Raw genomic sequence first — 22,152 nt, 5'->3', positions numbered from 1 at the left:
GACGAAAAGTCTGAGAATGCACAACGTTATATGAGCACAACACCAACAGAACGTGAATATTTCCTCGACTCGATCCGGGCATGGCTGATGCTATTGGGGATCCCTTTTCACATATCACTGATTTACTCCAGTCACACCTGGCACGTGAATAGCGCGATGCCCTCCTGGTGGCTGACGCTGTTTAATGACTTTATTCACGCCTTCCGTATGCAGGTGTTTTTCGTCATTTCCGGCTATTTTTCCTACATGCTGTTTCTGCGATATCCGCTCAAACGCTGGTGGAAAGTGCGCGTAGAGCGCGTGGGGATCCCCATGCTGACCGCCATTCCGCTGCTGACGCTGCCCCAGTTCATTATGTTGCAATACGTAAAGGGCAAGGCCGAGAACTGGCCGAACCTTACGCCGTATGAAAAGTACAATACGCTGGTCTGGGAACTGGTGTCTCACCTGTGGTTCCTGCTGGTGCTGGTGGTGCTCACCACGGTGAGCCTGTTGATTTTCAGCCGCCTGCGCCACCATCTAAGCACGAGAGCCGACGCCTTCTTCGCTAACGTGACGATGGGTAGACTGTCGGTGCTCTTCCTGCTGTTGGGGATTGCCTATGCCGCCGTGCGACGGACCCTGCTCATCGTTTATCCGCCGATTTTGAGCGACGGATTATTTAACTTTGTCGTGATGCAGTCGCTGTTCTACATTCCGTTCTTTTTAATCGGCGCGCTGGCCTTTATTTATCCCAAACTTAAATCGCTGTTTATCACCCCGTCACCGTGGTGCGCGCTGGGGGCCACCCTCGCGTTCGCGGCCTATCTGCTGAACCAGCGCTACGGCAGCGGCGACGCCTGGATGTATGAAACGGAAAGCGTGATCACGATGCTGCTGGGCCTGTGGATGGTGAACGTGGTCTTCGCGCTGGGCCACCGTCTGCTTAACTTCAAGTCCAGCCGCGTGACCTACTTCGTGAATGCGTCACTGTTTATCTATTTGGTGCATCACCCGCTGACGCTTTTCTTCGGGGCTTACATCACGCCGCACATCGCCTCCAACACGCTGGGCTTCTTTACCGGGCTGGTGTTTGTGGTGGGCGTGGCGATCGTCCTTTACGAAATCCACCTGCGGATCCCACTCCTGCGTTTCCTCTTCTCAGGAAAACCACCGGCGAAAGCCGCGTAAACAGCGCGGCGCATTCGATGCGCCGCGTTGGCTTCAGCTTTCCAGCTCCTGTCTGCGCTGGGTCAAAAGCCGCTGATAAAGATGCAGGGTATCGTCGTCGAAACAGACAAAAATGACCTTCTCTGGCAGCGGTTTTAAAGATAAATAGCGGTAAACGGTTTCGACGGCGATGGTTGCGGCGGCGGCCTTAGGGTAACCATACACGCCGGTGCTAATGGCCGGGAATGCCATCGTTTTATAGCCGTTGTCGGCGGCCAGTCGCAGACAGTTCCGGTAAGCCTCTTCCAGAATACTCGCTTCGTGCCGATCCCCGCCATGCCAGACGGGCCCTACGGCATGAATAACCGCTCTGGCAGGCAGGTTGCCCGCCAGGGTAATGACCGCGTGACCGGGAGGACACTCGCCCTGCTGTTGCCGGACAATTTTACAGGCTTCCAGCAGCTGCGGTCCGGCAGCCCGGTGGATAGCCCCGTCCACGCCGCCTCCCCCCATCAGGGATGGATTGGCCGCATTGACGATAACGTCGACGTGCATTGTCGTAATATCGCCATGAATAATTTCAATTTGCGGTTTCATAAAGCCCCTCTGCAACCCGCCTTTTTCTTAAGTGTATCGCAGAGGAGACCGGGAGAAAAAACTATCAGAAAAAATCCTCTTCCACCGCAGGGCGGGAGAGTACGCATTAGCGATATTGGATTTCGACAACCGCGAGCGTTTTTTCAGGATTAAGGTATTTCATATTAAGCGTCGCCAGGCTTGAGTCGCTCACTTTCCCGTTAAGCGCCTCTTCATAGCTGACCATACGCGTTTGCATACGGTTATTTATTGGACATGACATGGCAAACTGTTGCTTCTGCGGAGTGACTTCACAAGGGTCTGCGACAATGGCTCCGCGGAAATGAATCACGCCACCGTCAACAACGGTGGCCGAATAGGCCGGTATACTGAAAGCAGAAACGAACAGACCCAGACCTGCCGCGAGTCGAGCAAATGCGTTGTTCATTATAAGTACTCCTCAATGAAAATCGTCCATGAGGGGTAAACGCGCTTCATTTATGGCAAACGAAGTTTCACGTACGGAACATAACAACCAGGTCCCTGATATCAGCATAGCCCAACGGCGCAGCCTCGCCACATTCGCAACATATTGATTTCATGAATGTTTATAGCGATCGTTCCGCTGGCGACCACTGCTGTGATAAATGTAGCGCTTTACCGTCTGTAACGGTGACAACGATGCTTACCGTGTCACCCGCGCTTATATTTAAACTCAGGCGCATTAAATCAATCGTCTGATTAGCGGGAATAAAAAGCGTGTTTTGCTGTCTGGAAGAACTTTGTCCCCCCTGCCCTTCACGCACAGAAACGATCTGAACCTGACAATCACACGATTGTGCCAGAGTGACCTGCGGAATGATGGTGGTCATATTTTCCTGCTGCGACGTTTTGAAGGTTATCTGGCTCGACAGGGCGGCAAGGAGAATTAAGGTATTCATGATGAACTCCCGAAAAAAAACAGGGCATCAGCCCTGTTTTTTGTAGCACAGATTTCAGTATCAGTACTGATGGGCTGTCGCGTGGTTACCGAAACCAATCTGGGTAACGTTAACAGTCGAGTTCGAAGCAGTCTGGTCTACGAGGGCACCGTTAAAGCCGCCGGACTGGCTAACGTTCATTTTGGAATTTTTACTGTTCCACTGATCAAGAGTTGCACTGTTGCCGAAACCGTTCTGGCTCAGGTTAATTTTACTGTCATCAGAACCCTGACCAACGTCGGCGCCGTTACCGCCACCGGTCTGGCTAATATTCAGGACGGAATTTCTGGCATCTGTCTGCAGGGCTACCGCAGAGTTACCGCCACCGTTCTGATAAATATTCAGGGTTGAATTTGGGCCACCGTAACCACCATGACCATGATCATCACCCCAGCCGCCTTGATTAATCATACCAGCCATAGCACTACCAGAAACTACGATTGCTGCAAGCGCTGCCACTTTGAAAAATTTCATGGTAAACCCCCGTCGGATTGATTAAAGTCGTCGCGAAAGCATTAATGTTGAATAACGTTAATCGCCATTTGCGACTGTTTCTGCACTACAACTGCGGTTTTCTGCGTACCGTACTGCGTAATATTTGCTCTATTACCCGACCCTTGCTGGATAATTTTCGCGCTATTACCGTATCCATCTTGCGTAATACCTGCATCATTCCCGTTACCGCTCTGAGCGATCCAGGCAATATTGTAACTCCCTGATTGATCAACTCTCGCTCTGTTTCCTGCCCCATCCTGGGAAACAATGGATAGAAGTTTTGAACCTTCCTGGCGAACCTGAGCGTTATTGAAAACTCCCTGTTGACCAATAATGGCTGCCTGATTTAATGATGAAAGACTTAATTCGTTCACCGCAAAGTTATATTCAGCATTGGCTAAATCTGAATTCGCTGCGGTTACAAATCCAGGCGCACCCAGTAATGTTAACACCATAAATAACGATGTGTATTTCATGTTGTCACCCTGGACCTGGTTATTGAATCACGCCATAACCGTACAACCGTGTTACTTGTAAAAACGTTTCGTATTGTGTTAACGCGTCGTTACGGTGAAGAGTATGTCCGCTGAAACATTTTAAATATCTCACCCGCGCGCCTTATTTTTATTTATCGGCTCACCACAAAGTCGTATTTTTCATCAAAAATCACTTTAATCAGGCCAGCTTATATTTTTTATTGCAGATCGCGAACCGTGGGGTTGTACAACGAGACGAAGGCTGTCCATGCTTCCTTCCGCGTTGTTTAAACGTAGCGGCAGAAGAGGGTTTTTTCTCAAGCGTGACACCAAGCCCGTTTTCTTAAGGCAGGCAGCCACTCAATTTTGGACTTAGAAATAATCGGCAACTCATACTGAATCAACCTTGTAAAAAAATAATAAATAAACATTAAAATCATGCAGATAAAAATATTTGTATGATTTTTAAAATCTGTGCAGTTGTATTAGAGTGTACAACTTTCGCATCAATTTCTATCATTCCATACAATCAATTTTCACAAATTAATATTGATTTTTACATTCTGTTACACGTTTAACACTTGATTTAAACTTCGTAAAAGCTAGATTGAAATTAGATGTACGAAATTGGTTTTATATTTACCTCCCTGTGGAGGTTATGGTCTGATTCTACACACAGCAGTGCAACATCTGTCAGTACTTCTGGGGGCCTCGGTTAAAAAGGAGGCCAGCTGCCAGGTGCCAAAAAAAAAGTGGGGTTTCATCATGTATAATGAAGTCCATAGTTTACATGGTCATACATTACTGTTGATCACAAAACCTTCTTTGCAAGCGACAGCGTTATTACAACATTTAAAGCAATCTTTATCACTGAACGGGAAATTGCATAATATTCAACGTTCTTTTGATGATATTGCACCTGGCAGCATCATTCTGTTCGATATGATGGAAGCTGATAAAAAGCTTATCCATTACTGGCAAGATATTTTAAGCAGGAAAAACAATAATATCCGCGTGCTATTATTGAACACCCCTGATGAGTATCCTTTTAGAGATATTGAAAGCTGGCCGCATATCAATGGCGTATTCTACGTCACGGAAGAAGAAGACCGGGTTGTTGAGGGCCTGCAGGGTATATTGCGCGGAGAGTGTTATTTCTCGCAAAAGCTTGCCAGCTATCTCATCACGCACTCCGGAAATTATCGCTATAACAGTTCAGAGTCAGCACTGCTCACGCACCGTGAGAAAGAGATCCTGAATAAGCTACGCATTGGTGCTTCAAATATTGAAATCGCCCGTTCGTTATTTATCAGCGAAAATACGGTAAAGACGCACCTTTATAATCTTTTCAAGAAGATAGCTGTGAAAAACCGAACTCAGGCGGTTTCGTGGGCAAACGATAACCTCAGGCGTTAATCACATGAAGCGCACGTTGAGTTGGATCGCCGCAGCGGGTTTCCTGCTCGCTGCTGGGAATCTGAAGGCCGTCGAGGTCGAAGTTCCCGGATTGTTAACAGACCACACCGTCTCGTCGATCGGGCACAGCTTTTACCGTGCCTTCAGCGACAAATGGGACAGTACCTATACGGGTAATATAACAATCAACGAGCGGCCCAGTGCACGATGGGGAAGTTGGATAACGATAACGGCTAATCAGGACGTTATATATCAAACGTTTTTATTTCCGACCAAACTCGACTTCGATAAAAACGTAGCCCTGGCACTGGCACAATCCGAAGACGCTATTAATCGCCTGCAAATAGATAAAGCGCTATTAAGCACCCGCGATTTAGCAAAAGACGAGTTCTAGCGAACCGATATCTGGAGGCTGTCATGCGTATTGCATATGCAGTTGTTTCAATAATGCTGATCACACCGATAAGCTGGGCCGGAAATATGACGTTTCAGTTCCGTAACCCTAACTTCGGGGGTAACCCTAACAACGGCGCGTTTCTGCTGAATGAGGCTCAGGCGCAAAACTCCTATAAGGACCCAAGCTACAAGGATTATAGCGTGGATACCCCCTCCGCACTGGACAACTTCACCCAGGCTATCCAGTCGCAGATTTTAGGCGGTTTGCTCACCAATATTAATACCGGTAAACCCGGCCGAATGGTGACCAACGACTTTATTGTTGATATCGCCAACCGGGACGGACAGCTTCAGCTGAACGTGACCGATCGTAAAACCGGGAAAGTCTCAACCATTCAGGTTTCCGGTCTACAAAACGATTCAACTAACTTCTAAACAACAACGAAATAAGGACAACAATCATGCAGCGCTTCCTGATATTTGTTGCAGTGTGCTTATTGAGCGGTTGTTTAACTGCTCCACCCAAAGAAGCTGCAAAACCGACATTAATGCCTCGGGCCCAAAGTTATCGTGATTTAACGCATTTACCTTCTCCTACGGGGAAAATATTTGTCTCCGTGTACAATATTCAGGATGAAACCGGGCAATTTAAACCTTACCCGGCAAGTAACTTCTCCACGGCCGTGCCGCAAAGCGCCACCGCGATGCTGGTTACCGCGCTTAAGGATTCACACTGGTTTATTCCCCTTGAGCGTCAGGGGCTGCAGAACCTGTTGAATGAGCGCAAAATTATTCGTGCCGCACAGGAAAATGGCACCGTCGCGGACAACAACCGTACGCCTCTGCAATCTCTGGCGGCGGCGAACGTGATGATTGAAGGGTCGATAATTGGTTACGAAAGTAACGTTAAATCGGGGGGTGTGGGCGCGCGGTACTTCGGTATTGGTGCGGATACCCAGTACCAGCTCGACCAAATCGCGGTTAACCTGCGCGTGGTCAACGTCAGCACCGGCGAAGTGCTCTCTTCGGTGAACACCAGTAAAACCATCCTGTCTTATGAAGTCCAGGCGGGGGTATTCCGCTTCATCGATTACCAGCGTTTGCTGGAGGGTGAAATTGGCTACACCTCTAACGAGCCGGTCATGATGTGTTTGATGTCAGCCATTGAAACCGGCGTGATCTTCTTAATCAACGACGGTATTGACCGCGGGCTGTGGGATCTGCAAAACAAAGCGGACGTGCAGAATCCGATCCTGGTGAAATACCGCGATATGTCAGTACCTCCGGAATCCTGACGGGAAGCGCGTAAAAAAGGCGAGATGATTATCTCGCCTTTTTTATTCACTCACGGCCGTGACGTTTTGCGCTTTCTCCCGCCGCGACGCCAGCCAAAGACCGCTGTTTTTCATGGCATAGCCAAACAGCAACCCCAGCGCCAGGGAGGGGACCACCAGCTTCCAGTCACCCTGCCCCGCAAAGGTCGCGCACGCCCCCATAAAGGTTCCCGGCACAAACGACAGCAGCAGATGCTTAGCCTGGATGCACATCAGGAAGGCAACCACGCCCGTCATGATGTATCCCAGCATCTCCAGATGCGGCGCCAGCGCGCTGCCTTTCATGATGACCAGCGCCCAGATAACCCCGCTCATCAGCGTGCAGCCTGAGATGAAGAGCCCTTTGACGCCCCCCTGCGGGCAGGCGAAATAGGCCGTACAGCCAAGGAATCCGGCCCAGCTGAGCAATCCGAGAGACACGGCCACCCATCCCCAGAGTCCGGAGAGAATGCCCGTCGTTATTGCGATAGAAAGTAATATGTTCATGGCGCGCATCTTAGCAGAAGCGCACCATAGAAATGCGATCAGAAGCACATTATGTGCAAATTGAAATGTTGAGTTGCAGAATTTGTGTGATTTAAATCACTCTTCACTCTCTTCTTCCAGCTCATCCCACATCGCCGCGATCGCGTCGCGGGTGAGCGGTGCCAGCGTCCTCCAGAATGGCGAGGCGGCATGCGCTTCTACTTTACCCAGGAATGTTCCCACCCACGGCAGCAGATACGTTTCGAACAGGGTTTCGATGGCTTCGTTCTCATCATCCCCGGCGTTGTCTTCGATCCAGGAGGCAGCCAGCAGCAGCGTACCGATATGATCGGCTGGCGTATCGCTCAGCGGCATACCGCGCGAGGAAAGGAATGCACGCACTTCCGCTTCCGTCGCCCCTTCCTGCCAGGCGGAACGGTATGGCGAAACGCGGCACTCATCGCCGACGAACAGCGCATTGTAGTCCGTCGCGATCTGCTGCATATCGCAGCTTTTTTGCAGACGTTCCAGTAAATCATCCTGTTCCAGCGGCCAGTTCTGCGCCAGTTTGCCTTCACGAATTAACGTAAAAAGCGGAACCAGCAGCGGGTCCTGCGGCTGGCGATAATAGAGCGTACCCAGCACGCGACAAAGGATGGAGAACTCGTTCATTTTTATTATTCCATTACACAATTAAAGACTGGCAAATTCGTCAATCGGCTCCATGCCGCGCGACTCGAGGAAATCGAGCATGCGGCGTGGGGTGACGTTGAGGATTTGCCCTTCCGGGAAGTTGACATCATTCAGCACCTTAAGGCACTCGCTGAAATCACCCAGCGTAAACGCGGTATGCGAATCGGAGCCCAGCGCCACCATGCCGCCGGCATCACGCACGGCAGCGGCCACCTCACGACAGTTAGCTTCACTGCCCTTGCGCGAGTGAACGAAGGAGGAGTTGTTGATCTCGAGCGCCACGCGGTGCTTCGCTGCCGCCTGCGCGACGGCCTGAATATCAATGGGGTACTTCGGGTTACCTGGATGGCTGATAATGTGCACATTGCCGCTGGCAATGGTGGCAATCATCGCCGCGGTGTTGGTCTCTTTATCCTGCGGGGGGAAAACCGGCTCATGGAAACCGGCGAGGATAAGGTCGAGCGACGTCAGCATCGGGCCGGTGCAGTCGATCTCACCGTCGGTATTTTTGATGTTTGCCTCAATGCCGCGCAGTATCCCAATGCCGTCCACCAGACGTGGCCAGATACGCATATTCACAAAATGCCAGTAGTGCGGCGCATCCGCCATGTCCGGGCCATGATCGGTGATAGCGAAAAGCTTAATGCCCTTCAGCTTTGCCTGGGCGATATAATCATGGAGGTTGCTATACGCGTGGGTGCTGGCGACGGTGTGCATATGCAGGTCAACGGGATACATCTCTCTCTCCTCTGCGGTTTTTCCAAAGGATAGCAGTTATCAGCGGCGAATATTAGCAAAAACCCGGCGAACGCCGGGTTTCTCTCAGTAGCCGCGCCGTCTGTCGACCTGGCCGGTGACCGGGTTGCCCTTTTCCACTTCGCTGATGGTATGGGAGATATACGCCACCGCCTCTGCCGGACGCGTCACGGCAGCCACGTGCGGAGTCATCGCCACGCGCGGATGCGTCCACAGCGGGCTTTCCGCGGGCAGCGGCTCGCGGCTATAGACATCCAGCATCGCGCCTTTCAGCTTTCCGCTATCCAGCGCCTTCAGCAGGTCGGACTCGACCAGATGCACCCCACGCGCCAGGTTCATCAGATAGCTTTGGTCGACGAGCTGGTTAAGCAGAGCTTCATTGATGATCCCTACCGTTTCCGCCGTGTTTGGCAGCAGGTTGATCAGCACGCGCGTGCCTTTAAGAAACGCCGGAAGTTCATCCGTTCCGGCAAAGCTTTCTACGCCCGGATAGTCCTTACGGCTGCGGCTCCAGCATCGCAGCGGAAAGCCCCACGGAGCGAGTGCTTCAGCCACTTTTGAGCCCAGCACGCCTGCACCGAGGATCCCGATAGTAAAGTCTTCGCGACGGTAATCCGGGAGCGGCTCCCAGTGGGCCTGCTGTTTAAAGGCCTGATAGTCATCAAAGCGGCGGAACCAGTGCAGCACCTGGCTCACGGCATATTCCTGCATTTGCTGGCCCATTCCGGTATCTTCCAGGCGGAAAAGGGGGATCTCTTCTGGCAGCATTTCAGGGTGTGCCTTCAGTTTGCTCAGAATGGAATCCACGCCTGCGCCCAGGGCAAAAACAGCCTTCAGCTTGCGGCCCTGGAGCATTTCTACCGGAGGATGCCAGACCAGCGCATAGTCAGCATGTTCATTATCGCCACGCTTCCACTCGCGAACGCGTGCGCCGGGTAATGCCGCCGTAAGCGCCTTGATCCAGTATGCCGTATCGAACGTGGGGTGATAGAAAAGTATATCCATAGTTATTCCTGCCTTTTATTGCGCTGATTTATTTTGCTTTTTCACTGGAGGGTCAGCATATCAAATTTATTGCGCGACTGTGTTGCTGATAAAAAAGACGCTTTCAGCACATTTAAGAATCATGTTGCCTGAAGTTTGTCTAAACGCGCTAAATTACTGAAAAAGTGAGTTGACGGGAGTTCGGCTTTTCCTTACATTAGCGCCCGTCCCGACAACAACGGGATGACAATATGGTGAGGTGTCCGAGTGGCTGAAGGAGCACGCCTGGAAAGTGTGTATACGGCAACGTATCGGGGGTTCGAATCCCCCCCTCACCGCCATATTTAAGATGAGAGCTCGTACGAAAGTACGGGCTTTTTTCTTTTATATTCTCCGAAAGGGGGGGATGAGAACCCCCGACCGGGGTTCGACAACTGGCGACAGCCAGTTGGACAGACTGAGAGCGCAGCGAACAGGCTGCCCGCAGGGCGAGCGAAGCGAGTCAATCCCCCCCTCACCGCCATATTTGAAGAAGAGCTCGCATGAAAATGCGGGCTTTTTTTTCGCATGTTGCACACATGCAGGGGGGATGAGAATCTTAAAGCTCCCCTGCGCCGTATATGTCGGGTGGCGCTGCGCTTACCCGACCTACAAAAACTACTCTTCAACCATCTTCGCGTACTCTGCGGTCAGAAAATCTACCAGCGTTCTGACGGACGGCAGCAAACCGCGCCTTGACGGATAAACGGCGTGAATCACTTCCCGTCGCGGTTCCCATGCCTCAAGTACCCGAACCAGCTCTCCGGACGCAAGCTGATCCTTCACCATTAAAATCGGCAGCTGCACCACGCCGATGCCCGCCATGGCAGCTTCACGCAGCGCGAGCATATCGGTGGTGATCAGCCGGGGATGGTAATGGATTTCCGCTCTGGCGCCGCCGGGGCCACAGAGTTCCCATTTATGGATATGTTTACCCTCGCTCGTGCTTAACCCAGGCCAGGCACTGAGTTCTGACGGGGCGACCGGTTCTCCCATGCGTTGAAGTAACGCCGGCCCGGCCACCAGACAATGCCCCCTGTCAGCCAGCACCCTTAACACCAGGTCGCTGTCATCAAACGGACGCGGGCGGACGCGAATCGCGATATCCACCCCCTCTCCCACCAGGTCGACCCGCCGGTTGGTCGCCTCCAGCTGAAGATTGATGCCGGGGTAGCGCGCCATAAATCTGGCCAGCATCGGACCCACGTGGACATGCAGCAGGGTTATCGGGCACGTGATCCTGACGACACCGCGCGGTTCGGCCTGCAGTGCCGCAACGGCTTCCTCGGCGGCTTCGGCCTCCACCATCATCGCTTTGCAGTGCTGATAAAAGGTCTGCCCGACCTCGGTCACCGTAAACTGCCGGGTTGTTCGGTGAATGAGCCGCACGCCAAGGCGTTCTTCCAGCTGCGCGATCCGGCGGCTTAGCCTGGACTTGGGCAGATCGAGCGCCCTTCCCGCCGCCGCAAAGCCACCGCTGTCCACCACCTTCACAAACCAGACGAAGTCATTGAGATCTTGCATACATCCTCATCGTTCTATTTTTAGAACAGTGAATACCATTTTCACTATCTACCGGGATATTAAACCTGAATATAAGCTAATTACATCAACAGAACATCAGGAGTTAATCATGAAAAACATTACCGGCGTTTATACCGCTCCCCGCCAGCACTGGGTGGGAGACGGTTTCCCGGTCCGTTCAATGTTCTCGTATCAGACGCACGGCGAGTCTCTCAGCCCGTTCCTGCTGCTGGACTACGCGGGCCCGTACACCTTTCCCGCTGACGGTGCGAAACGCGGCGTAGGCCAGCATCCTCACCGGGGTTTTGAAACGGTCACCATCGTCTATTCCGGTGAAGTGGAGCATCGCGACTCCACCGGTAAAGGCGGCATCATTGGCCCCGGCGACGTGCAGTGGATGACCGCAGGCGCAGGCATTTTGCACGAGGAGTTCCACTCCGCCGGGTTCTCGCAGAAAGGCGGCGAGCTGAAAATGATGCAGCTGTGGGTCAACCTGCCGGCGAAAGACAAGCTGGCGGTGCCGGGCTACCAGAGCATAACGAAGGATGCGATCCCGGTGGCGACGCTGCCTGACAACGGTGGAACGCTGCGGGTTATTGCCGGTCGTTACGACGAGGTTACCGGCCCGGCGCACACCTTCTCGCCGCTGAACGTCTGGGATATCGCGCTTAATCAGGGAAGCCATCTGACGCTCAACCAGCCCGAAGGCTGGAGCACCGCGCTGGTCGTGCTGGAAGGCAACATCACGGTGAACGGTACGGCTCAGGCAGGAGAAGCCCAGCTGGTCGTACTGAGCCAGGAAGGCGACAAGCTGCACCTGGAGGCGAACAGCGACGCAAAAGTGCTGCTGATGGCGGGCGAGCCGCTGAATGAACCCATCGTGGGCTATGGCCCGTTTGTGATGAACAGTAAAAGCGAAATCAACGAAGCCATTCGTGATTTCAACTCAGGCCGCTTCGGCCAGATCTGAAGGTAATAAAGGAGAAGAACATGTCTACACCTGCGAATTTTAACGGCACGCGTCCGGTTATCGATGTTAACGATGCGGTGATGTTGCTCATCGATCACCAAAGCGGCCTGTTCCAGACCGTTGGGGATATGCCCATGCCGGAACTGCGCGCCCGTGCGGCTGCGCTGGCTAAAATCGCGACTCTGGCAAAGATCCCGGTGATCACCACCGCGTCCGTTCCGCAGGGGCCAAACGGCCCGCTTATCCCGGAGATCCACGCCAACGCGCCGCATGCGCAATACGTTGCCCGTAAAGGTGAGATCAATGCCTGGGATAATCCGGAGTTTGTGGCGGCGGTGAAAGCGACCGGACGCAAGACGTTGATTATCGCAGGCACTATCACCAGCGTCTGCATGGCCTTCCCGTCAATCAGCGCGGTTGCGGACGGGTATAAGGTGTTTGCGGTGATTGATGCCTCCGGTACCTACAGCAAAATGGCACAGGAGATCACGCTGGCGCGCGTCGTGCAGGCAGGCGTGGTCCCGATGGACACGGCGGCGGTGACCTCTGAGATCCAGCGTACCTGGAACCGTGAAGACGCGGCTGAATGGGCTGAGGTATATACCCATATCTTCCCGGCTTACCAACTGCTGATCGAAAGCTACGGCAAAGCGCAGGAAGTGGTTAAAAACAGCGAAGTGCTCGATTCAAAGCGCTAATAACCCGTACTGCGGCATGAGCTGATTAAGGCTTAACCGAACGCACACGAATACAGAAAATCTGCTTGACCGTTTTAGCGCAACTCCCTATAGTAGCGCCCCGTTGCCCCCCAAGCAGTCAGGCAGCAAAACAATATGGTGAGGTGTCCGAGTGGCTGAAGGAGCACGCCTGGAAAGTGTGTATACGGCAACGTATCGGGGGTTCGAATCCCCCCCTCACCGCCATATTTGAAGAAGAGCTCGCATGAAAATGCGGGCTTTTTTTTCGTATGTTGCACACATGCAGGGGGGATGAGAACCCCCGACCGGGGTTCGACAATTGGCGCAGCCAGTTGGACAGACTGAGAGCGAAGCGAACAGGCTGCCCGCAGGGCGAGCGAAGCGAGTCAATCCCCCCCTCACCGCCATATTTGAAGAAGAGCTCGCATGAAAATGCGGGCTTTTTTCTTATATATTCTTACAACCACGAAGGGGAACCCAGCGTTAACGGTTAGAGGCATAAAATGTAAAGAAATTGTTCGACATTTGATATAGCGTGTATAATTCACCTTAAATAACCCTATAATAAGTCGGATTTTTACTGGATTCAGAGAAAAATTTATGCGTAATACAAAAATGAAAATAATCAGTGCAGCGAATAACATTTTCAACGAATCCGGTTATGTCAGCCCGAGCATAGAAAAAATTGCTCAGGCGGGCGATGTTTCAAAAATGACTTTTTATAAATACTTCCCGGACAAAGAGTCATTAATAACGGAAGTTCTCAGCATTCGAAAAACGGTTTTCTTAAGCGAAATTGCGCAGATAATCTCTACTGCCGCCACACCTCGCCTGAAGCTGAAAGGCATCTTTGATTATTATGCCTCCTGGATAGCCGGTCCCGATTTTAACGGATGTATGTTTTCACGTGCTGTAACAGAACTGGGGGCCACCTCCCCGCTTATTTTGCAGATTAACGATGAACTGAAAACCGATTTGGTCCAAACCATAACGGATGTGCTTAAAGAAGCGATAGAGCCAGAGCCAGCGGAGCGTCTCGCGCTAACGATCATGATTCTGATTGATGGCGCAATTATTGCCTCCCTCAGCCCCTCAATGACCCGCGAGTATCAGGCTATCGATCTGGCATGGATTGCTGCAAAATCGCTAATCCTTGCTGAGAGCAAGGTCTTTTAAGAGACTTCCCGCAAGTAGACCGATGAGTATAGTTATTGCGTCACTTTATTAATGTTAAAAAACAACAACACACAGCACAAGATAAAAACCCTTCAAAATCAATAATATATAACTATATTCTTTAATTTTTTAACATTATAACAACTTTACTGTTGCGTATAGTTTTAGATGTGATAGCTTTTGCCTGTATCTCACATAGCAGGTTCAAACACACCATGAGCAATAGCAGGCGTTTCGACGCGCCCTTAAACGAAGTCGTTCTTCAGTTGGCGAATACTCCTAATCCCGCCGATCTTTTACAGCAGCAAGGCATTACAGAAGAGCAAATCCTGGATACCTGCCGTGCGCTCTCAGGCCAGGCATATTCCGAAGGTAATCTGCTCGCGCGCAAAGAACTTCAACATGCGCTTTTTATACTTAATAATCTCTCTCTTGCAGAACCGCAGTCCGCTGCGGCTGGAAACCAATATCATCCACTGCTGCTGGCATTAAAACAAGAAATTCAAACGCACTGGCTGTCTTATGAAATGAGCCGGGTGCCCAAAATAACGATCGGCAAAGGTGAAAACCTCTCACACCAGCTTATTGAGCTCTGCCAGTCTCATCGCGCTTCCTGCCATCCGATTTTTGATTTTCTTGAATCTACGGCTTCCGTAGAACAGATGGATTATTTTTTCAAAAGTGACAGTGCGTTAAATATTCTGTTTTTTGACCTTGTTGCGCTAATGCTCCCGGGTTCTTTACCGCAAACAAGAGCAGAAATTTGTAAAAACCTCTGGGATGAGTCTGGCAATGGCGATCCAAATCGGACACATGTCGGTTTATATGAACATCTGTTAACACAACGTAATATATCTCTTCCAGACGATCGATTTACCAATCTTTATACCTGGCAAGGATATACAGGTTATAATGTGTTTATGTTGGGAGCGACCAATCGTCAGCATTATTATAAATCAATCGGCGCGATGGCCGTCACAGAGCTACTCGATCCTCCACAATATACAAAGCTTGTCAGAGGTATTAAGCGTCTGGGCATCAATGAAAAACATGCACTCTACTATACTGAACATATTGAAATTGACGTTGACCATGCCGACGGGTGGCTAAACAACGTTATTAAGCCATTGTTAATGAAAAAACCGGAAGCGGCGAATGATATTATTTCTGGCGCGATACTTCGCCTGCAGTCTTGCGCAGATTATTACGATGGGCTGCTGGATACAATAACTCAGTAACCGCAACACAGAATTACCTTATTTACAATTAATACCGAAGATAGTTCCTCTCGTGGGAACTATCTCTCCTTGTCATAAATAAAATTGTGCTGTTGATTATTTGATGGTGGATTTATGAAGTATCTTGATGTTTATCTTAAGAAACTAAAACTCACTATAGCGCCGACCGCAGATATTGATTTTCTCACCCAACTGCATAATGCGCATTTTTATTCTATTCCCTTTGAAAATTTTGGAATGAAAGAAAATGCTGTGAAAAAACTCTCTTATGATGAGATTGCCAGCAACATAATGGTCAATCACAGGGGTGGAATCTGCTTTGAATTTGCACTATTGCTGGAAGCGCTGTTTAAACATGCGGGTATTGTTTTTCGTAAACGTTTAGCCAGAGTACTCATCCCCCATACCACGCCTGCCACACACCAGTTTTTTATTGTAACCCTTAATAACCAACAGTGGATTTTCGATATCGGTTTTGGCGCTAAAGGGCCACGGGCACCGATTTTGCTTTCTGAAGATTACACCCATCACCACGCCTTCCTCTCAACCAGAGTAAACCGCCATCCGGTCTATGGCTGGGTAGTTTCTGTAAAAGAGATGAGTAAACCCGATGCCGTCTGGGAGGCAATCTACGCTTTCCACGATACGGACGCGCTGGAACCTGATATCCAAATGGCTCACTTTTATACCCTACATCATCCCGAAAGCCTTCTTAACACAAATAAGGTGGCGAGCTTGCCTACACCGCAGGGCAGAATAAGCCTGCGCAATAATGTGTTCACCGAAGTAAAGGGGGTGACGTCCCTCTCTGAGGAGATAACAAATAAAGAAAAACTGGCGGAGCTTCTCTTCTCACGATTCGGACTCAGTATTCCATCAGAACAACTCTCTTAAGGCGAAACACCCATGAAAACCACCTACCTCCTCGTTCCGGGCTACACAAACTCAGGGCCCGAGCACTGGCAGAGCTGGATAGAGCGTAAATACAGCAACGCTGTTCGCGTCCAGCAGGACGACTGGAATAATCCTTCACGATCCGAATGGATTGCCAGGCTTGACCGCACCATCGCCGAAACCGAAGGCGATATCGTATTGCTCGGACATAGCTGCGGTGCGGTTACCGTTGCCCAGTGGGCTACGTCTTGTGCCAGTAATAAAGTACGGGCGCTAATCCTCGTGGCACCGGCAGACGTAGACGCAGAAACCGCGTTAGAACCTTTAAAACAGCAGCGTCCTCTGCCTTCAACATCGCTGGGAATTCGCTCCCTGCTAATACACAGCGATAACGATGAACACCTCAGTGAAGATCGCGCGCGCGTTCTCGCACGGCAGTGGGGATGCGAAACCCGCATGATTCCGGGAGCAGGTCATCTGCATACCGCTGCGGGATACGGGCAATGGTCAGAGGGGGAACGTTTATTTGAGACATTCACCGGCGCTTTATTCATTGACGTTGCAAAAAGGGAAGTATGATGTTCGCTGATATAAAAAAATTCAGTTCCGCGGCGCGCAATTTTTTGATTGCTACCTTTCTAATGGGACTCAGTAATGGTATGTTCGACGCCGTTTATAACTTTTATCTCGACGCGCGAGGCGTAGATAAAGCGGCGACAGGTCATATCTATGCCATCGCCATGGCAATGATGGCCGCCGCGGTGATTCCGCTGATTTACATCAGCAGGCGTGTTTCTCAAAAGCGTTTACTGCTGATTTCCGCTTTTATTTACAGCCTACCTTTTATTCTGCTACCCGTTCTCACCTCGGTATGGGGAAGTGCCATTACGTTAGGGCTTATTCTTTCCGGAATGATTGCCCTTCTGTCACTCGGGAATTCTCTGATGGGATCGAATATTAACCCTGAAAGCAGAACTACGCTTTTCAGCTGCTTTTTTGTTGCCTATCTGGGTGCGGCGATGACAGGTTCAGTTATAGTCAGCGCGGTTACTCACTATTTGAGTGGCGAAGCATTAGGTCACTATCAGGGAATTCTTGTAGCATCATTTATGGCTTCCTTACTAATGATCTATTTTCGCATTAAATCGATTCAGGGTATCTCTGAACCTGAAAGTGACACCCGACGTATGGTGGAAAAAAAGGAGCTGGAGTGGTATAACTTTGCCGTGCTCTTTATCGCTGCAGCACTGCTTGGCGCATCCATTACGCTCATCTTTCGGTTCGTGAATATCGTATTTAATCTTGCGTACAGCATGAATATCAGCGAAATTTCATTAATAATGGGTGGAGACAAAATTGTCAGTATCATCGGTGCCCTGTTTGCCCCTTTACTGGTCAAGCGATTTTCACTAAAGCCCACGATTATTATTGCAGGAATATTAACGGCTGGTTGTCTGTACTCTCAGTCTTTGCATGTTCCCGTTTTTATTTTTATTGTACTCTATTTCCTGCGACTTCTTCTTAATTACTGCCTGATGCCCCTCCTGGATACGCTTGCGATAACCGGCTTCGCGAAAGAAAGAACGCTGTTATCAACAAGTATTCGTCAGCTCTCTTTTTATTTAGGCAGTGCGTTGTCAGCCATTTTATACGGCGATCTGCTGGATAAAGGTCACTGGGAGCAGACGCTGATGATTTCAGCGATGCTGGCCCTCACCGGCGCCCTCTTCATGAGCCTGATACGTGTAAAACACGAAAGCTAATATTATCACTTGTCATTAATCGGAGTATTTTATGACCGCTGATTTTGCCGTGCCCGATAGTCAGAATGTTGCGCTAATGCTCAATAAACTGTCGGCTCTCTGGAAAAACCGGGCAGCAGTTAATAAAGGCCCTTACGAATATACTGAACTCGAATTTGATCCAGATAAAAAAGATTTCAGCATGTCTTTGCTGCCCTTCAAAGAGCATGATGCCTGGCGAGAAGCACCTGACGATATCAAGGACCGTTGTCTGTCCTACGCATGGGGGATTTATAATCTCAAAACGATCTATATCGAATGCGATATTGTCACTCCCGCCTGTGAAGACATTATTAAGTGCCCGCCGGTTAATTCTCCGAATCGGGCATTATTGCAGGACGTTATGTCTGAAGCGCTGTTGGACGAAGCTCTGCACACGCGAATGTCATTGCTGGCGAGTAACTACATCTACGACCGACGCAAGATTGAGCCGCTGAATTACAGAGATTTTAACCTTATTGACTGGCGGCAAAAAACGCTGGCCGCGTGCAATGCAGACTGGCAAAGACGCCTTACCCGCTTCGCTATCGCCTGCGCCAGTGAGACGCTGATAACCGATTATCTTAAAGTGATGGCCACCGATAACAGTATCCAAAAAATCTGCCATGAGGTTACCCGGATTCACGCTGAAGACGAATGGAGCCACTCAAGCGTCTTTAGCTATGTTGCCTATGATATTGTCAGAGAGCTCGGCCAGAGCGAACGGAAATATCTCAGAGATACCATGCTCAGCACTGCCGAACTCTTTGCGAATAATGAACTCGGCGCGTGGGAGACGGCATTCCGTCTTGCAGGGATGCCTCACGCCCGAGACATTATTGCGGATACAGAAAGCTGTAATGAGATAAATATCTATCTCGACTCAGCGGAAACCGTCATTTCACGAATCGGTCTGTAATGACACGGTGAGAAAAAATGAAACTGATTTGTGCTGAATCAACATTTTTAACGCAACGTATCAGAATGTTCAGGCTGATCCCCGTTGATAAAGACGTGTCCCGGGAAAAAGATATTTATCCCGGACAATACTTAAACTTCCTTTTCAGGGATACATCTGGTGCTTCTTTTCATCGCTGTTATACGGTAGTGAACAGTGAAAAAGGAGAATACTATGACGTTATTATTGAAGATAAAGGCGAGGGGCATGCATCTGCAACGCTTTCCCGACTGTTGCTGAATAAAAAAGAAGTAGAGGTTACAGAACATGGCGGGGAGATAACGTTTAATACCCTACGTGATAAAACAAACGTGTTACTGATGGCAAATGGTATAGGCATCACGCTGCCTCTCGCATTACTACGTGAAAGCTTCAGACATTATGGATACACCGTAGCTCAAAAAAATGTTGTATTACAATTAAGCTGTACAGATCTGAAGTCCATGCCCTGCCTTAATGAGTTGCTCGATCTTCATCTGCGCAGCAACTGGTTCACGCTACGGATAAACGTCACCCGCGCCTCGCCGATCAGGCACAGCGAATTTATTAATTCAGGCCGCATTGAGGTGGGTCGGGACGTGAAAGGCGTTATTCCTGATATCGCCATAATCTGTGGTAGCGTCGGTTTTGCACAAACGATGATGACCGCGCTCCAGCAACACTTTCCGAAGACAACCATCGCCGTTGAAGCATTTAGCAGCGCACCAGCGTTGAAGCTAAGTGACAGCGAACCGGTGATTTCCCCCGCTCGCCTCACTGTGCAAAACATGGGCCGGGAAATCAACGTAACGGCGGGCGCAACGGTTCTTGAGAACCTTATGCAGCACGGCATTCCCATCAGGAATATGTGTCGTTCAGGAATATGCGGCAGCTGTAAATTCCGTCTGATCGGCGGCGAAGTACAAACTGTTCCCGATTTCTGTTTGTCGACAAAAGACCACCAGGAAAATATTCATCTCGCCTGCTGCTCTTACTCCGAGAAAGATATTGTTATTGAGACTCTCTGAATTCATTAAGCCAAGGATATAAAATGCAGAATAAAACAGTTCTGGTTGTTGACCCTTTTTCCAGTGGCGCAGCCTATGCCAACCGCATAAAAACACTCTACGGATACAATGTCATTGCGCTGATTACCAATAATCAACTTCCCTCTGCGGTGATGGCAACATTTCGTCAGGAAGATTATAGCAAGGTCTTTTACAGTCGTGATTTCGAGGAAACCGTTCAGCTCATTGAGCGGGCTCTCGGTCATGCGCCAGACTTTATCGTCTGTGGCTCAGAGCCGGGTGTCGCGGTTTTCGACAAACTGTGCAGCCACTGGAATCTTTTACCTAACGTACCGGAAAAGAGTCTTGCACGACGCGATAAATATCTGATGCAGCGACAACTCATGCAGGACGGCATCCGCTATATTCCGCACCATAAATCCGGTAGTCTGGATGAGATCCTGCAATGGTGTGCAACTCACCCATTTGATGAATATGTGGTTAAACCCGTCTGTTCTTTTGGTACGGAAGGCGTTTTCTTCTGCAAAACTATCTCAGACGTTAAAAAAGCATTCCATGCGCTGATCGACACGCGCGATTATTCAGGAAATAAAAATGCGGAACTGCTGATCGAGCAGAGAATTGACGGTACTGAATATGTTGTGGACGCGGTGAGCAGCCAGGGCGAACATTTTATTGTTAACCTGTTTAAATATATTAAACACGAAATCAACGGGGTTCCTATCTATCAACAAATGATCGCTGAACCGGTTGATGCTCACCCAGAACTTGTTAGCTATGTCAAAACGGTATTGACTTCACTCGGCATTCGTCATGGTACGTCCCACAACGAGGTAATCCTCTCTGACAAGGGGCCAGTTTTGGTTGAGTCAGGAGCACGAATGCATGGCGGGCTGGGTCCACGTCTCGTTGAAGCCTGTAATTCTCACTCTCTGATCGATTTAAGTCTGCTCGTGCGGATCTCGCCGCGCGAATTCGCCGATAAAACAGCGCTTCAACCGGTGTTAAAGCAGTACGCTGCAGAGTATTTTCTTACCTCTAAGCATGCCGGGACCGTTAAGTCAGTGGAGATCGAATCTCGTTGTAATTCGCTAGAAAGTTATGGCTTTACGGTATGCAAATACAACGCGGGCGATTATCTGGAAAAGACGGTCGACTTAGTCACCTCCTACGGTAGGGTTGTCTTGTTTCATTCCGATCGGGCTCAGCTGGAACGTGATGCTAAGGCAATCACGGGGATGGAAGAAACAGGCATGCTCATGGCGCTAGAAGGCGATTATCTTCCAGCGTAACTGCGTCAAAAGCGTAAGGCCCGGTCTCCCGGGCCTTACGCACGTCTGCACACTTAATAGTAGGCTTGCAGCGTCCGCTGACACAGCGCCGAGCGCACGCAGTCCTCTTTCGTGAAGCGTACCACACCAATCATCTCATCTTCCTCAAAACGTGACATGGCGTCGCTCAGCCCGGACTTCACGCCGGACGGCAGGTCGCACTGGGTGATGTCGCCGTTAACAATAACCGTCACGTTTTCCCCGAGGCGCGTTAAAAACATCTTCATTTGCGCAGCGGTCACGTTCTGAGCCTCGTCAAGAATGACGACCGCATTTTCAAATGTACGTCCGCGCATGTAGGCGAACGGCGCGATTTCCACCTTGCCAATCTCTGGTCGCAGGCAGTACTGCATGAAGGATGCGCCCAGCCGCTTCACCAGCACGTCATAGACGGGCCTGAAGTACGGGGCAAACTTCTCCGAAATATCGCCGGGCAGGAAGCCGAGATCTTCATCCGCCTGCAGTACCGGACGGGTAACAATAATGCGCTCCACGTCCTTATGAATCAGCGCTTCCGCCGCTTTGGCCGCACTGATCCAGGTTTTCCCGCATCCGGCTTCACCGGTTGCAAAGATGAGCTGTTTACTCTCGATAGCATTCAGGTAGTGCGCCTGAGCCTCATTGCGCGCCACAATTGGAGAATTATCACGGCTGTCTCGGGCCATGCCAATTGCTTCTACGCCACTCATCTGCACAAGCGAGGTGACCGATTCTTCTTCACGCTGTTTATGGCTACGTGAATCCCGTCTCAGCACACGTTTTGCTTCGCGACGAGCTTTGATCACTGCTTTTTGTCTTCCCATGGATAGCACCTTG

Annotated in this window: 26 protein-coding genes, 2 tRNA genes and 2 other RNA genes; 19 read left to right on the top strand and 11 right to left on the bottom strand. The window is 50.3% G+C overall.

Annotated elements, in window-relative coordinates; genetic code table 11:
- Positions 1-30 precede the first annotated feature (30 nt).
- Positions 31-1,170 (top strand): glucans biosynthesis protein MdoC, encoded by a 1,140-nt coding sequence (gene mdoC / locus FY206_RS09615; RefSeq protein ID WP_032639594.1) that lies wholly within the window; start codon positions 31-33, stop codon positions 1,168-1,170.
- Between the two features lie 33 nt (positions 1,171-1,203).
- Here mdoC and ymdB read toward each other — a convergent pair whose 3' ends face one another.
- The 5 genes from ymdB to csgB all read right to left on the bottom strand — a co-directional run bounded on the left by ymdB (position 1,204) and on the right by csgB (position 3,676).
- Positions 1,204-1,746 (bottom strand): O-acetyl-ADP-ribose deacetylase, encoded by a 543-nt coding sequence (gene ymdB, locus FY206_RS09610; protein WP_032639591.1) that lies wholly within the window; start codon positions 1,744-1,746, stop codon positions 1,204-1,206.
- Positions 1,747-1,852: 106 nt separating this feature from the next.
- A complete protein-coding gene (locus FY206_RS09605; RefSeq protein WP_032639589.1) occupies positions 1,853-2,173 on the bottom strand; it encodes a type 1 fimbrial protein in 321 nt (106 codons plus the stop codon).
- A 160-nt stretch (positions 2,174-2,333) separates the two neighbouring features.
- A complete protein-coding gene (gene csgC, locus FY206_RS09600; RefSeq protein ID WP_032639587.1) occupies positions 2,334-2,666 on the bottom strand; it encodes a curli assembly chaperone CsgC in 333 nt (110 codons plus the stop codon).
- Positions 2,667-2,726: 60 nt separating this feature from the next.
- On the bottom strand, positions 2,727-3,179 hold the full coding sequence (gene csgA, locus FY206_RS09595) for a curli major subunit CsgA (RefSeq protein WP_032639585.1): 453 nt from the start codon (positions 3,177-3,179) through the stop codon (positions 2,727-2,729).
- Positions 3,180-3,220: 41 nt separating this feature from the next.
- Positions 3,221-3,676 carry a curli minor subunit CsgB gene (gene csgB, locus FY206_RS09590; RefSeq protein WP_032639583.1) on the bottom strand — a complete coding sequence of 152 codons (456 nt, stop codon included), beginning with the start codon at positions 3,674-3,676 and terminating at the stop codon, positions 3,221-3,223.
- Between the two features lie 765 nt (positions 3,677-4,441).
- Between csgB and csgD the strand changes: the two genes are divergently transcribed.
- From csgD to csgG, 4 genes are read left to right on the top strand one after another with little or no spacing between them, the layout of a single operon-like run.
- Positions 4,442-5,092 (top strand): biofilm master transcriptional regulator CsgD, encoded by a 651-nt coding sequence (gene csgD / locus FY206_RS09585; protein ID WP_021240790.1) that lies wholly within the window; start codon positions 4,442-4,444, stop codon positions 5,090-5,092.
- Positions 5,093-5,096: 4 nt separating this feature from the next.
- Complete coding sequence (gene csgE, locus FY206_RS09580) at positions 5,097-5,486, top strand: curli production assembly/transport protein CsgE (protein WP_032639581.1); 390 nt, start codon at positions 5,097-5,099, stop codon at positions 5,484-5,486.
- Between the two features lie 23 nt (positions 5,487-5,509).
- A complete protein-coding gene (csgF, locus tag FY206_RS09575; RefSeq protein ID WP_032639579.1) occupies positions 5,510-5,923 on the top strand; it encodes a curli production assembly/transport protein CsgF in 414 nt (137 codons plus the stop codon).
- Between the two features lie 26 nt (positions 5,924-5,949).
- Positions 5,950-6,783, top strand: a complete 834-nt coding sequence (gene csgG / locus FY206_RS09570; RefSeq protein ID WP_028019093.1) for a curli production assembly/transport protein CsgG — start codon at positions 5,950-5,952, stop codon at positions 6,781-6,783.
- 42 nt (positions 6,784-6,825) lie between these two features.
- Here the strand turns inward: csgG and FY206_RS09565 are convergent, their stop codons facing one another.
- From FY206_RS09565 to ghrA, 4 genes are all read right to left on the bottom strand, one after another.
- Positions 6,826-7,308, bottom strand: coding sequence for a DUF1097 domain-containing protein (locus FY206_RS09565; RefSeq protein ID WP_077064580.1), 483 nt, complete (start codon positions 7,306-7,308; stop codon positions 6,826-6,828).
- Positions 7,309-7,404: 96 nt separating this feature from the next.
- Positions 7,405-7,959, bottom strand: a complete 555-nt coding sequence (locus FY206_RS09560; protein WP_032639575.1) for a TorD/DmsD family molecular chaperone — start codon at positions 7,957-7,959, stop codon at positions 7,405-7,407.
- 21 nt (positions 7,960-7,980) lie between these two features.
- Positions 7,981-8,718, bottom strand: coding sequence for a phosphatase (locus FY206_RS09555; RefSeq protein WP_032639573.1), 738 nt, complete (start codon positions 8,716-8,718; stop codon positions 7,981-7,983).
- An 84-nt stretch (positions 8,719-8,802) separates the two neighbouring features.
- Positions 8,803-9,741, bottom strand: a complete 939-nt coding sequence (ghrA, locus tag FY206_RS09550) for a glyoxylate/hydroxypyruvate reductase GhrA (protein ID WP_032639571.1) — start codon at positions 9,739-9,741, stop codon at positions 8,803-8,805.
- A 232-nt stretch (positions 9,742-9,973) separates the two neighbouring features.
- Between ghrA and FY206_RS09545 the strand changes: the two genes are divergently transcribed.
- Positions 9,974-10,061: transfer RNA gene (locus FY206_RS09545), tRNA-Ser, on the top strand.
- A gap of 44 nt (positions 10,062-10,105) precedes the next feature.
- Positions 10,106-10,243: non-coding RNA, RtT sRNA (locus FY206_RS09540), on the top strand.
- 134 nt (positions 10,244-10,377) lie between these two features.
- Here FY206_RS09540 and FY206_RS09535 read toward each other — a convergent pair.
- The gene (locus FY206_RS09535) at positions 10,378-11,283 is read right to left on the bottom strand and encodes a LysR family transcriptional regulator (protein WP_032639569.1); all 906 of its coding nucleotides are present in this window, start codon (positions 11,281-11,283) and stop codon (positions 10,378-10,380) included.
- Positions 11,284-11,392: 109 nt separating this feature from the next.
- Here FY206_RS09535 and FY206_RS09530 point away from each other — a divergent pair, with 109 nt between their 5' ends.
- The 12 genes from FY206_RS09530 (at position 11,393) to FY206_RS09475 (ending at position 21,297) form a co-directional block, all read left to right on the top strand.
- Complete coding sequence (locus tag FY206_RS09530) at positions 11,393-12,253, top strand: pirin family protein (protein WP_032639567.1); 861 nt, start codon at positions 11,393-11,395, stop codon at positions 12,251-12,253.
- Positions 12,254-12,273: 20 nt separating this feature from the next.
- Positions 12,274-12,951 carry an isochorismatase family protein gene (locus FY206_RS09525; RefSeq protein WP_032639565.1) on the top strand — a complete coding sequence of 226 codons (678 nt, stop codon included), beginning with the start codon at positions 12,274-12,276 and terminating at the stop codon, positions 12,949-12,951.
- A 137-nt stretch (positions 12,952-13,088) separates the two neighbouring features.
- A tRNA-Ser gene (locus tag FY206_RS09520) sits at positions 13,089-13,176 on the top strand.
- 46 nt (positions 13,177-13,222) lie between these two features.
- Positions 13,223-13,358: non-coding RNA, RtT sRNA (locus tag FY206_RS09515), on the top strand.
- 193 nt (positions 13,359-13,551) lie between these two features.
- Complete coding sequence (locus FY206_RS09510; protein WP_032639563.1) at positions 13,552-14,127, top strand: TetR/AcrR family transcriptional regulator; 576 nt, start codon at positions 13,552-13,554, stop codon at positions 14,125-14,127.
- Positions 14,128-14,342: 215 nt separating this feature from the next.
- Complete coding sequence (locus FY206_RS09505) at positions 14,343-15,365, top strand: iron-containing redox enzyme family protein (protein ID WP_032639561.1); 1,023 nt, start codon at positions 14,343-14,345, stop codon at positions 15,363-15,365.
- A 114-nt stretch (positions 15,366-15,479) separates the two neighbouring features.
- On the top strand, positions 15,480-16,259 hold the full coding sequence (locus FY206_RS09500; protein ID WP_032639560.1) for an arylamine N-acetyltransferase family protein: 780 nt from the start codon (positions 15,480-15,482) through the stop codon (positions 16,257-16,259).
- 12 nt (positions 16,260-16,271) lie between these two features.
- Positions 16,272-16,838 carry an RBBP9/YdeN family alpha/beta hydrolase gene (locus FY206_RS09495; protein ID WP_032639558.1) on the top strand — a complete coding sequence of 189 codons (567 nt, stop codon included), beginning with the start codon at positions 16,272-16,274 and terminating at the stop codon, positions 16,836-16,838.
- Complete coding sequence (locus tag FY206_RS09490) at positions 16,835-18,022, top strand: MFS transporter (RefSeq protein WP_235007392.1); 1,188 nt, start codon at positions 16,835-16,837, stop codon at positions 18,020-18,022. Before FY206_RS09495 ends, FY206_RS09490 begins: the two co-directional genes overlap by 4 nt.
- 31 nt (positions 18,023-18,053) lie before the next feature.
- Complete coding sequence (locus tag FY206_RS09485) at positions 18,054-18,959, top strand: diiron oxygenase (RefSeq protein ID WP_032639554.1); 906 nt, start codon at positions 18,054-18,056, stop codon at positions 18,957-18,959.
- Between the two features lie 17 nt (positions 18,960-18,976).
- Entirely contained in the window at positions 18,977-20,005 is a 1,029-nt protein-coding gene (locus FY206_RS09480) for an iron-sulfur cluster-binding domain-containing protein (RefSeq protein ID WP_032639552.1), read from the top strand.
- 23 nt (positions 20,006-20,028) lie between these two features.
- Positions 20,029-21,297: an ATP-grasp domain-containing protein gene (locus FY206_RS09475; protein WP_032639550.1), complete on the top strand. Its 1,269-nt coding sequence runs from the start codon at positions 20,029-20,031 to the stop codon at positions 21,295-21,297.
- A gap of 53 nt (positions 21,298-21,350) precedes the next feature.
- Here FY206_RS09475 and phoH read toward each other — a convergent pair whose 3' ends face one another.
- Positions 21,351-22,139, bottom strand: a complete 789-nt coding sequence (gene phoH / locus FY206_RS09470) for a phosphate starvation-inducible protein PhoH (protein ID WP_024908976.1) — start codon at positions 22,137-22,139, stop codon at positions 21,351-21,353.
- Positions 22,140-22,152: the final 13 nt, after the last annotated feature.

This window comes from Enterobacter chengduensis, assembly GCF_001984825.2.
GTDB lineage: Bacteria > Pseudomonadota > Gammaproteobacteria > Enterobacterales > Enterobacteriaceae > Enterobacter > Enterobacter chengduensis.
Note: the sequence above shows the minus strand (reverse complement) of the source record. Positions and strands in the feature narration are given on the sequence as shown.

Bases quoted from the DNA above. Each gene is read 5' to 3' on its own strand.
- mdoC (WP_032639594.1), top strand. From the start codon at position 31: ATGAGCACAACACCAACAGAACGTGAATATTTCCTCGACTCGATCCGG.
- ymdB (WP_032639591.1), bottom strand. From the start codon at position 1,746: ATGAAACCGCAAATTGAAATTATTCATGGCGATATTACGACAATGCAC.
- FY206_RS09605 (WP_032639589.1), bottom strand. From the start codon at position 2,173: ATGAACAACGCATTTGCTCGACTCGCGGCAGGTCTGGGTCTGTTCGTT.
- csgC (WP_032639587.1), bottom strand. From the start codon at position 2,666: ATGAATACCTTAATTCTCCTTGCCGCCCTGTCGAGCCAGATAACCTTC.
- csgA (WP_032639585.1), bottom strand. From the start codon at position 3,179: ATGAAATTTTTCAAAGTGGCAGCGCTTGCAGCAATCGTAGTTTCTGGT.
- csgB (WP_032639583.1), bottom strand. From the start codon at position 3,676: ATGAAATACACATCGTTATTTATGGTGTTAACATTACTGGGTGCGCCT.
- csgD (WP_021240790.1), top strand. From the start codon at position 4,442: ATGTATAATGAAGTCCATAGTTTACATGGTCATACATTACTGTTGATC.
- csgE (WP_032639581.1), top strand. From the start codon at position 5,097: ATGAAGCGCACGTTGAGTTGGATCGCCGCAGCGGGTTTCCTGCTCGCT.
- csgF (WP_032639579.1), top strand. From the start codon at position 5,510: ATGCGTATTGCATATGCAGTTGTTTCAATAATGCTGATCACACCGATA.
- csgG (WP_028019093.1), top strand. From the start codon at position 5,950: ATGCAGCGCTTCCTGATATTTGTTGCAGTGTGCTTATTGAGCGGTTGT.
- FY206_RS09565 (WP_077064580.1), bottom strand. From the start codon at position 7,308: ATGAACATATTACTTTCTATCGCAATAACGACGGGCATTCTCTCCGGA.
- FY206_RS09560 (WP_032639575.1), bottom strand. From the start codon at position 7,959: ATGAACGAGTTCTCCATCCTTTGTCGCGTGCTGGGTACGCTCTATTAT.
- FY206_RS09555 (WP_032639573.1), bottom strand. From the start codon at position 8,718: ATGTATCCCGTTGACCTGCATATGCACACCGTCGCCAGCACCCACGCG.
- ghrA (WP_032639571.1), bottom strand. From the start codon at position 9,741: ATGGATATACTTTTCTATCACCCCACGTTCGATACGGCATACTGGATC.
- FY206_RS09535 (WP_032639569.1), bottom strand. From the start codon at position 11,283: ATGCAAGATCTCAATGACTTCGTCTGGTTTGTGAAGGTGGTGGACAGC.
- FY206_RS09530 (WP_032639567.1), top strand. From the start codon at position 11,393: ATGAAAAACATTACCGGCGTTTATACCGCTCCCCGCCAGCACTGGGTG.
- FY206_RS09525 (WP_032639565.1), top strand. From the start codon at position 12,274: ATGTCTACACCTGCGAATTTTAACGGCACGCGTCCGGTTATCGATGTT.
- FY206_RS09510 (WP_032639563.1), top strand. From the start codon at position 13,552: ATGCGTAATACAAAAATGAAAATAATCAGTGCAGCGAATAACATTTTC.
- FY206_RS09505 (WP_032639561.1), top strand. From the start codon at position 14,343: ATGAGCAATAGCAGGCGTTTCGACGCGCCCTTAAACGAAGTCGTTCTT.
- FY206_RS09500 (WP_032639560.1), top strand. From the start codon at position 15,480: ATGAAGTATCTTGATGTTTATCTTAAGAAACTAAAACTCACTATAGCG.
- FY206_RS09495 (WP_032639558.1), top strand. From the start codon at position 16,272: ATGAAAACCACCTACCTCCTCGTTCCGGGCTACACAAACTCAGGGCCC.
- FY206_RS09490 (WP_235007392.1), top strand. From the start codon at position 16,835: ATGATGTTCGCTGATATAAAAAAATTCAGTTCCGCGGCGCGCAATTTT.
- FY206_RS09485 (WP_032639554.1), top strand. From the start codon at position 18,054: ATGACCGCTGATTTTGCCGTGCCCGATAGTCAGAATGTTGCGCTAATG.
- FY206_RS09480 (WP_032639552.1), top strand. From the start codon at position 18,977: ATGAAACTGATTTGTGCTGAATCAACATTTTTAACGCAACGTATCAGA.
- FY206_RS09475 (WP_032639550.1), top strand. From the start codon at position 20,029: ATGCAGAATAAAACAGTTCTGGTTGTTGACCCTTTTTCCAGTGGCGCA.
- phoH (WP_024908976.1), bottom strand. From the start codon at position 22,139: ATGGGAAGACAAAAAGCAGTGATCAAAGCTCGTCGCGAAGCAAAACGT.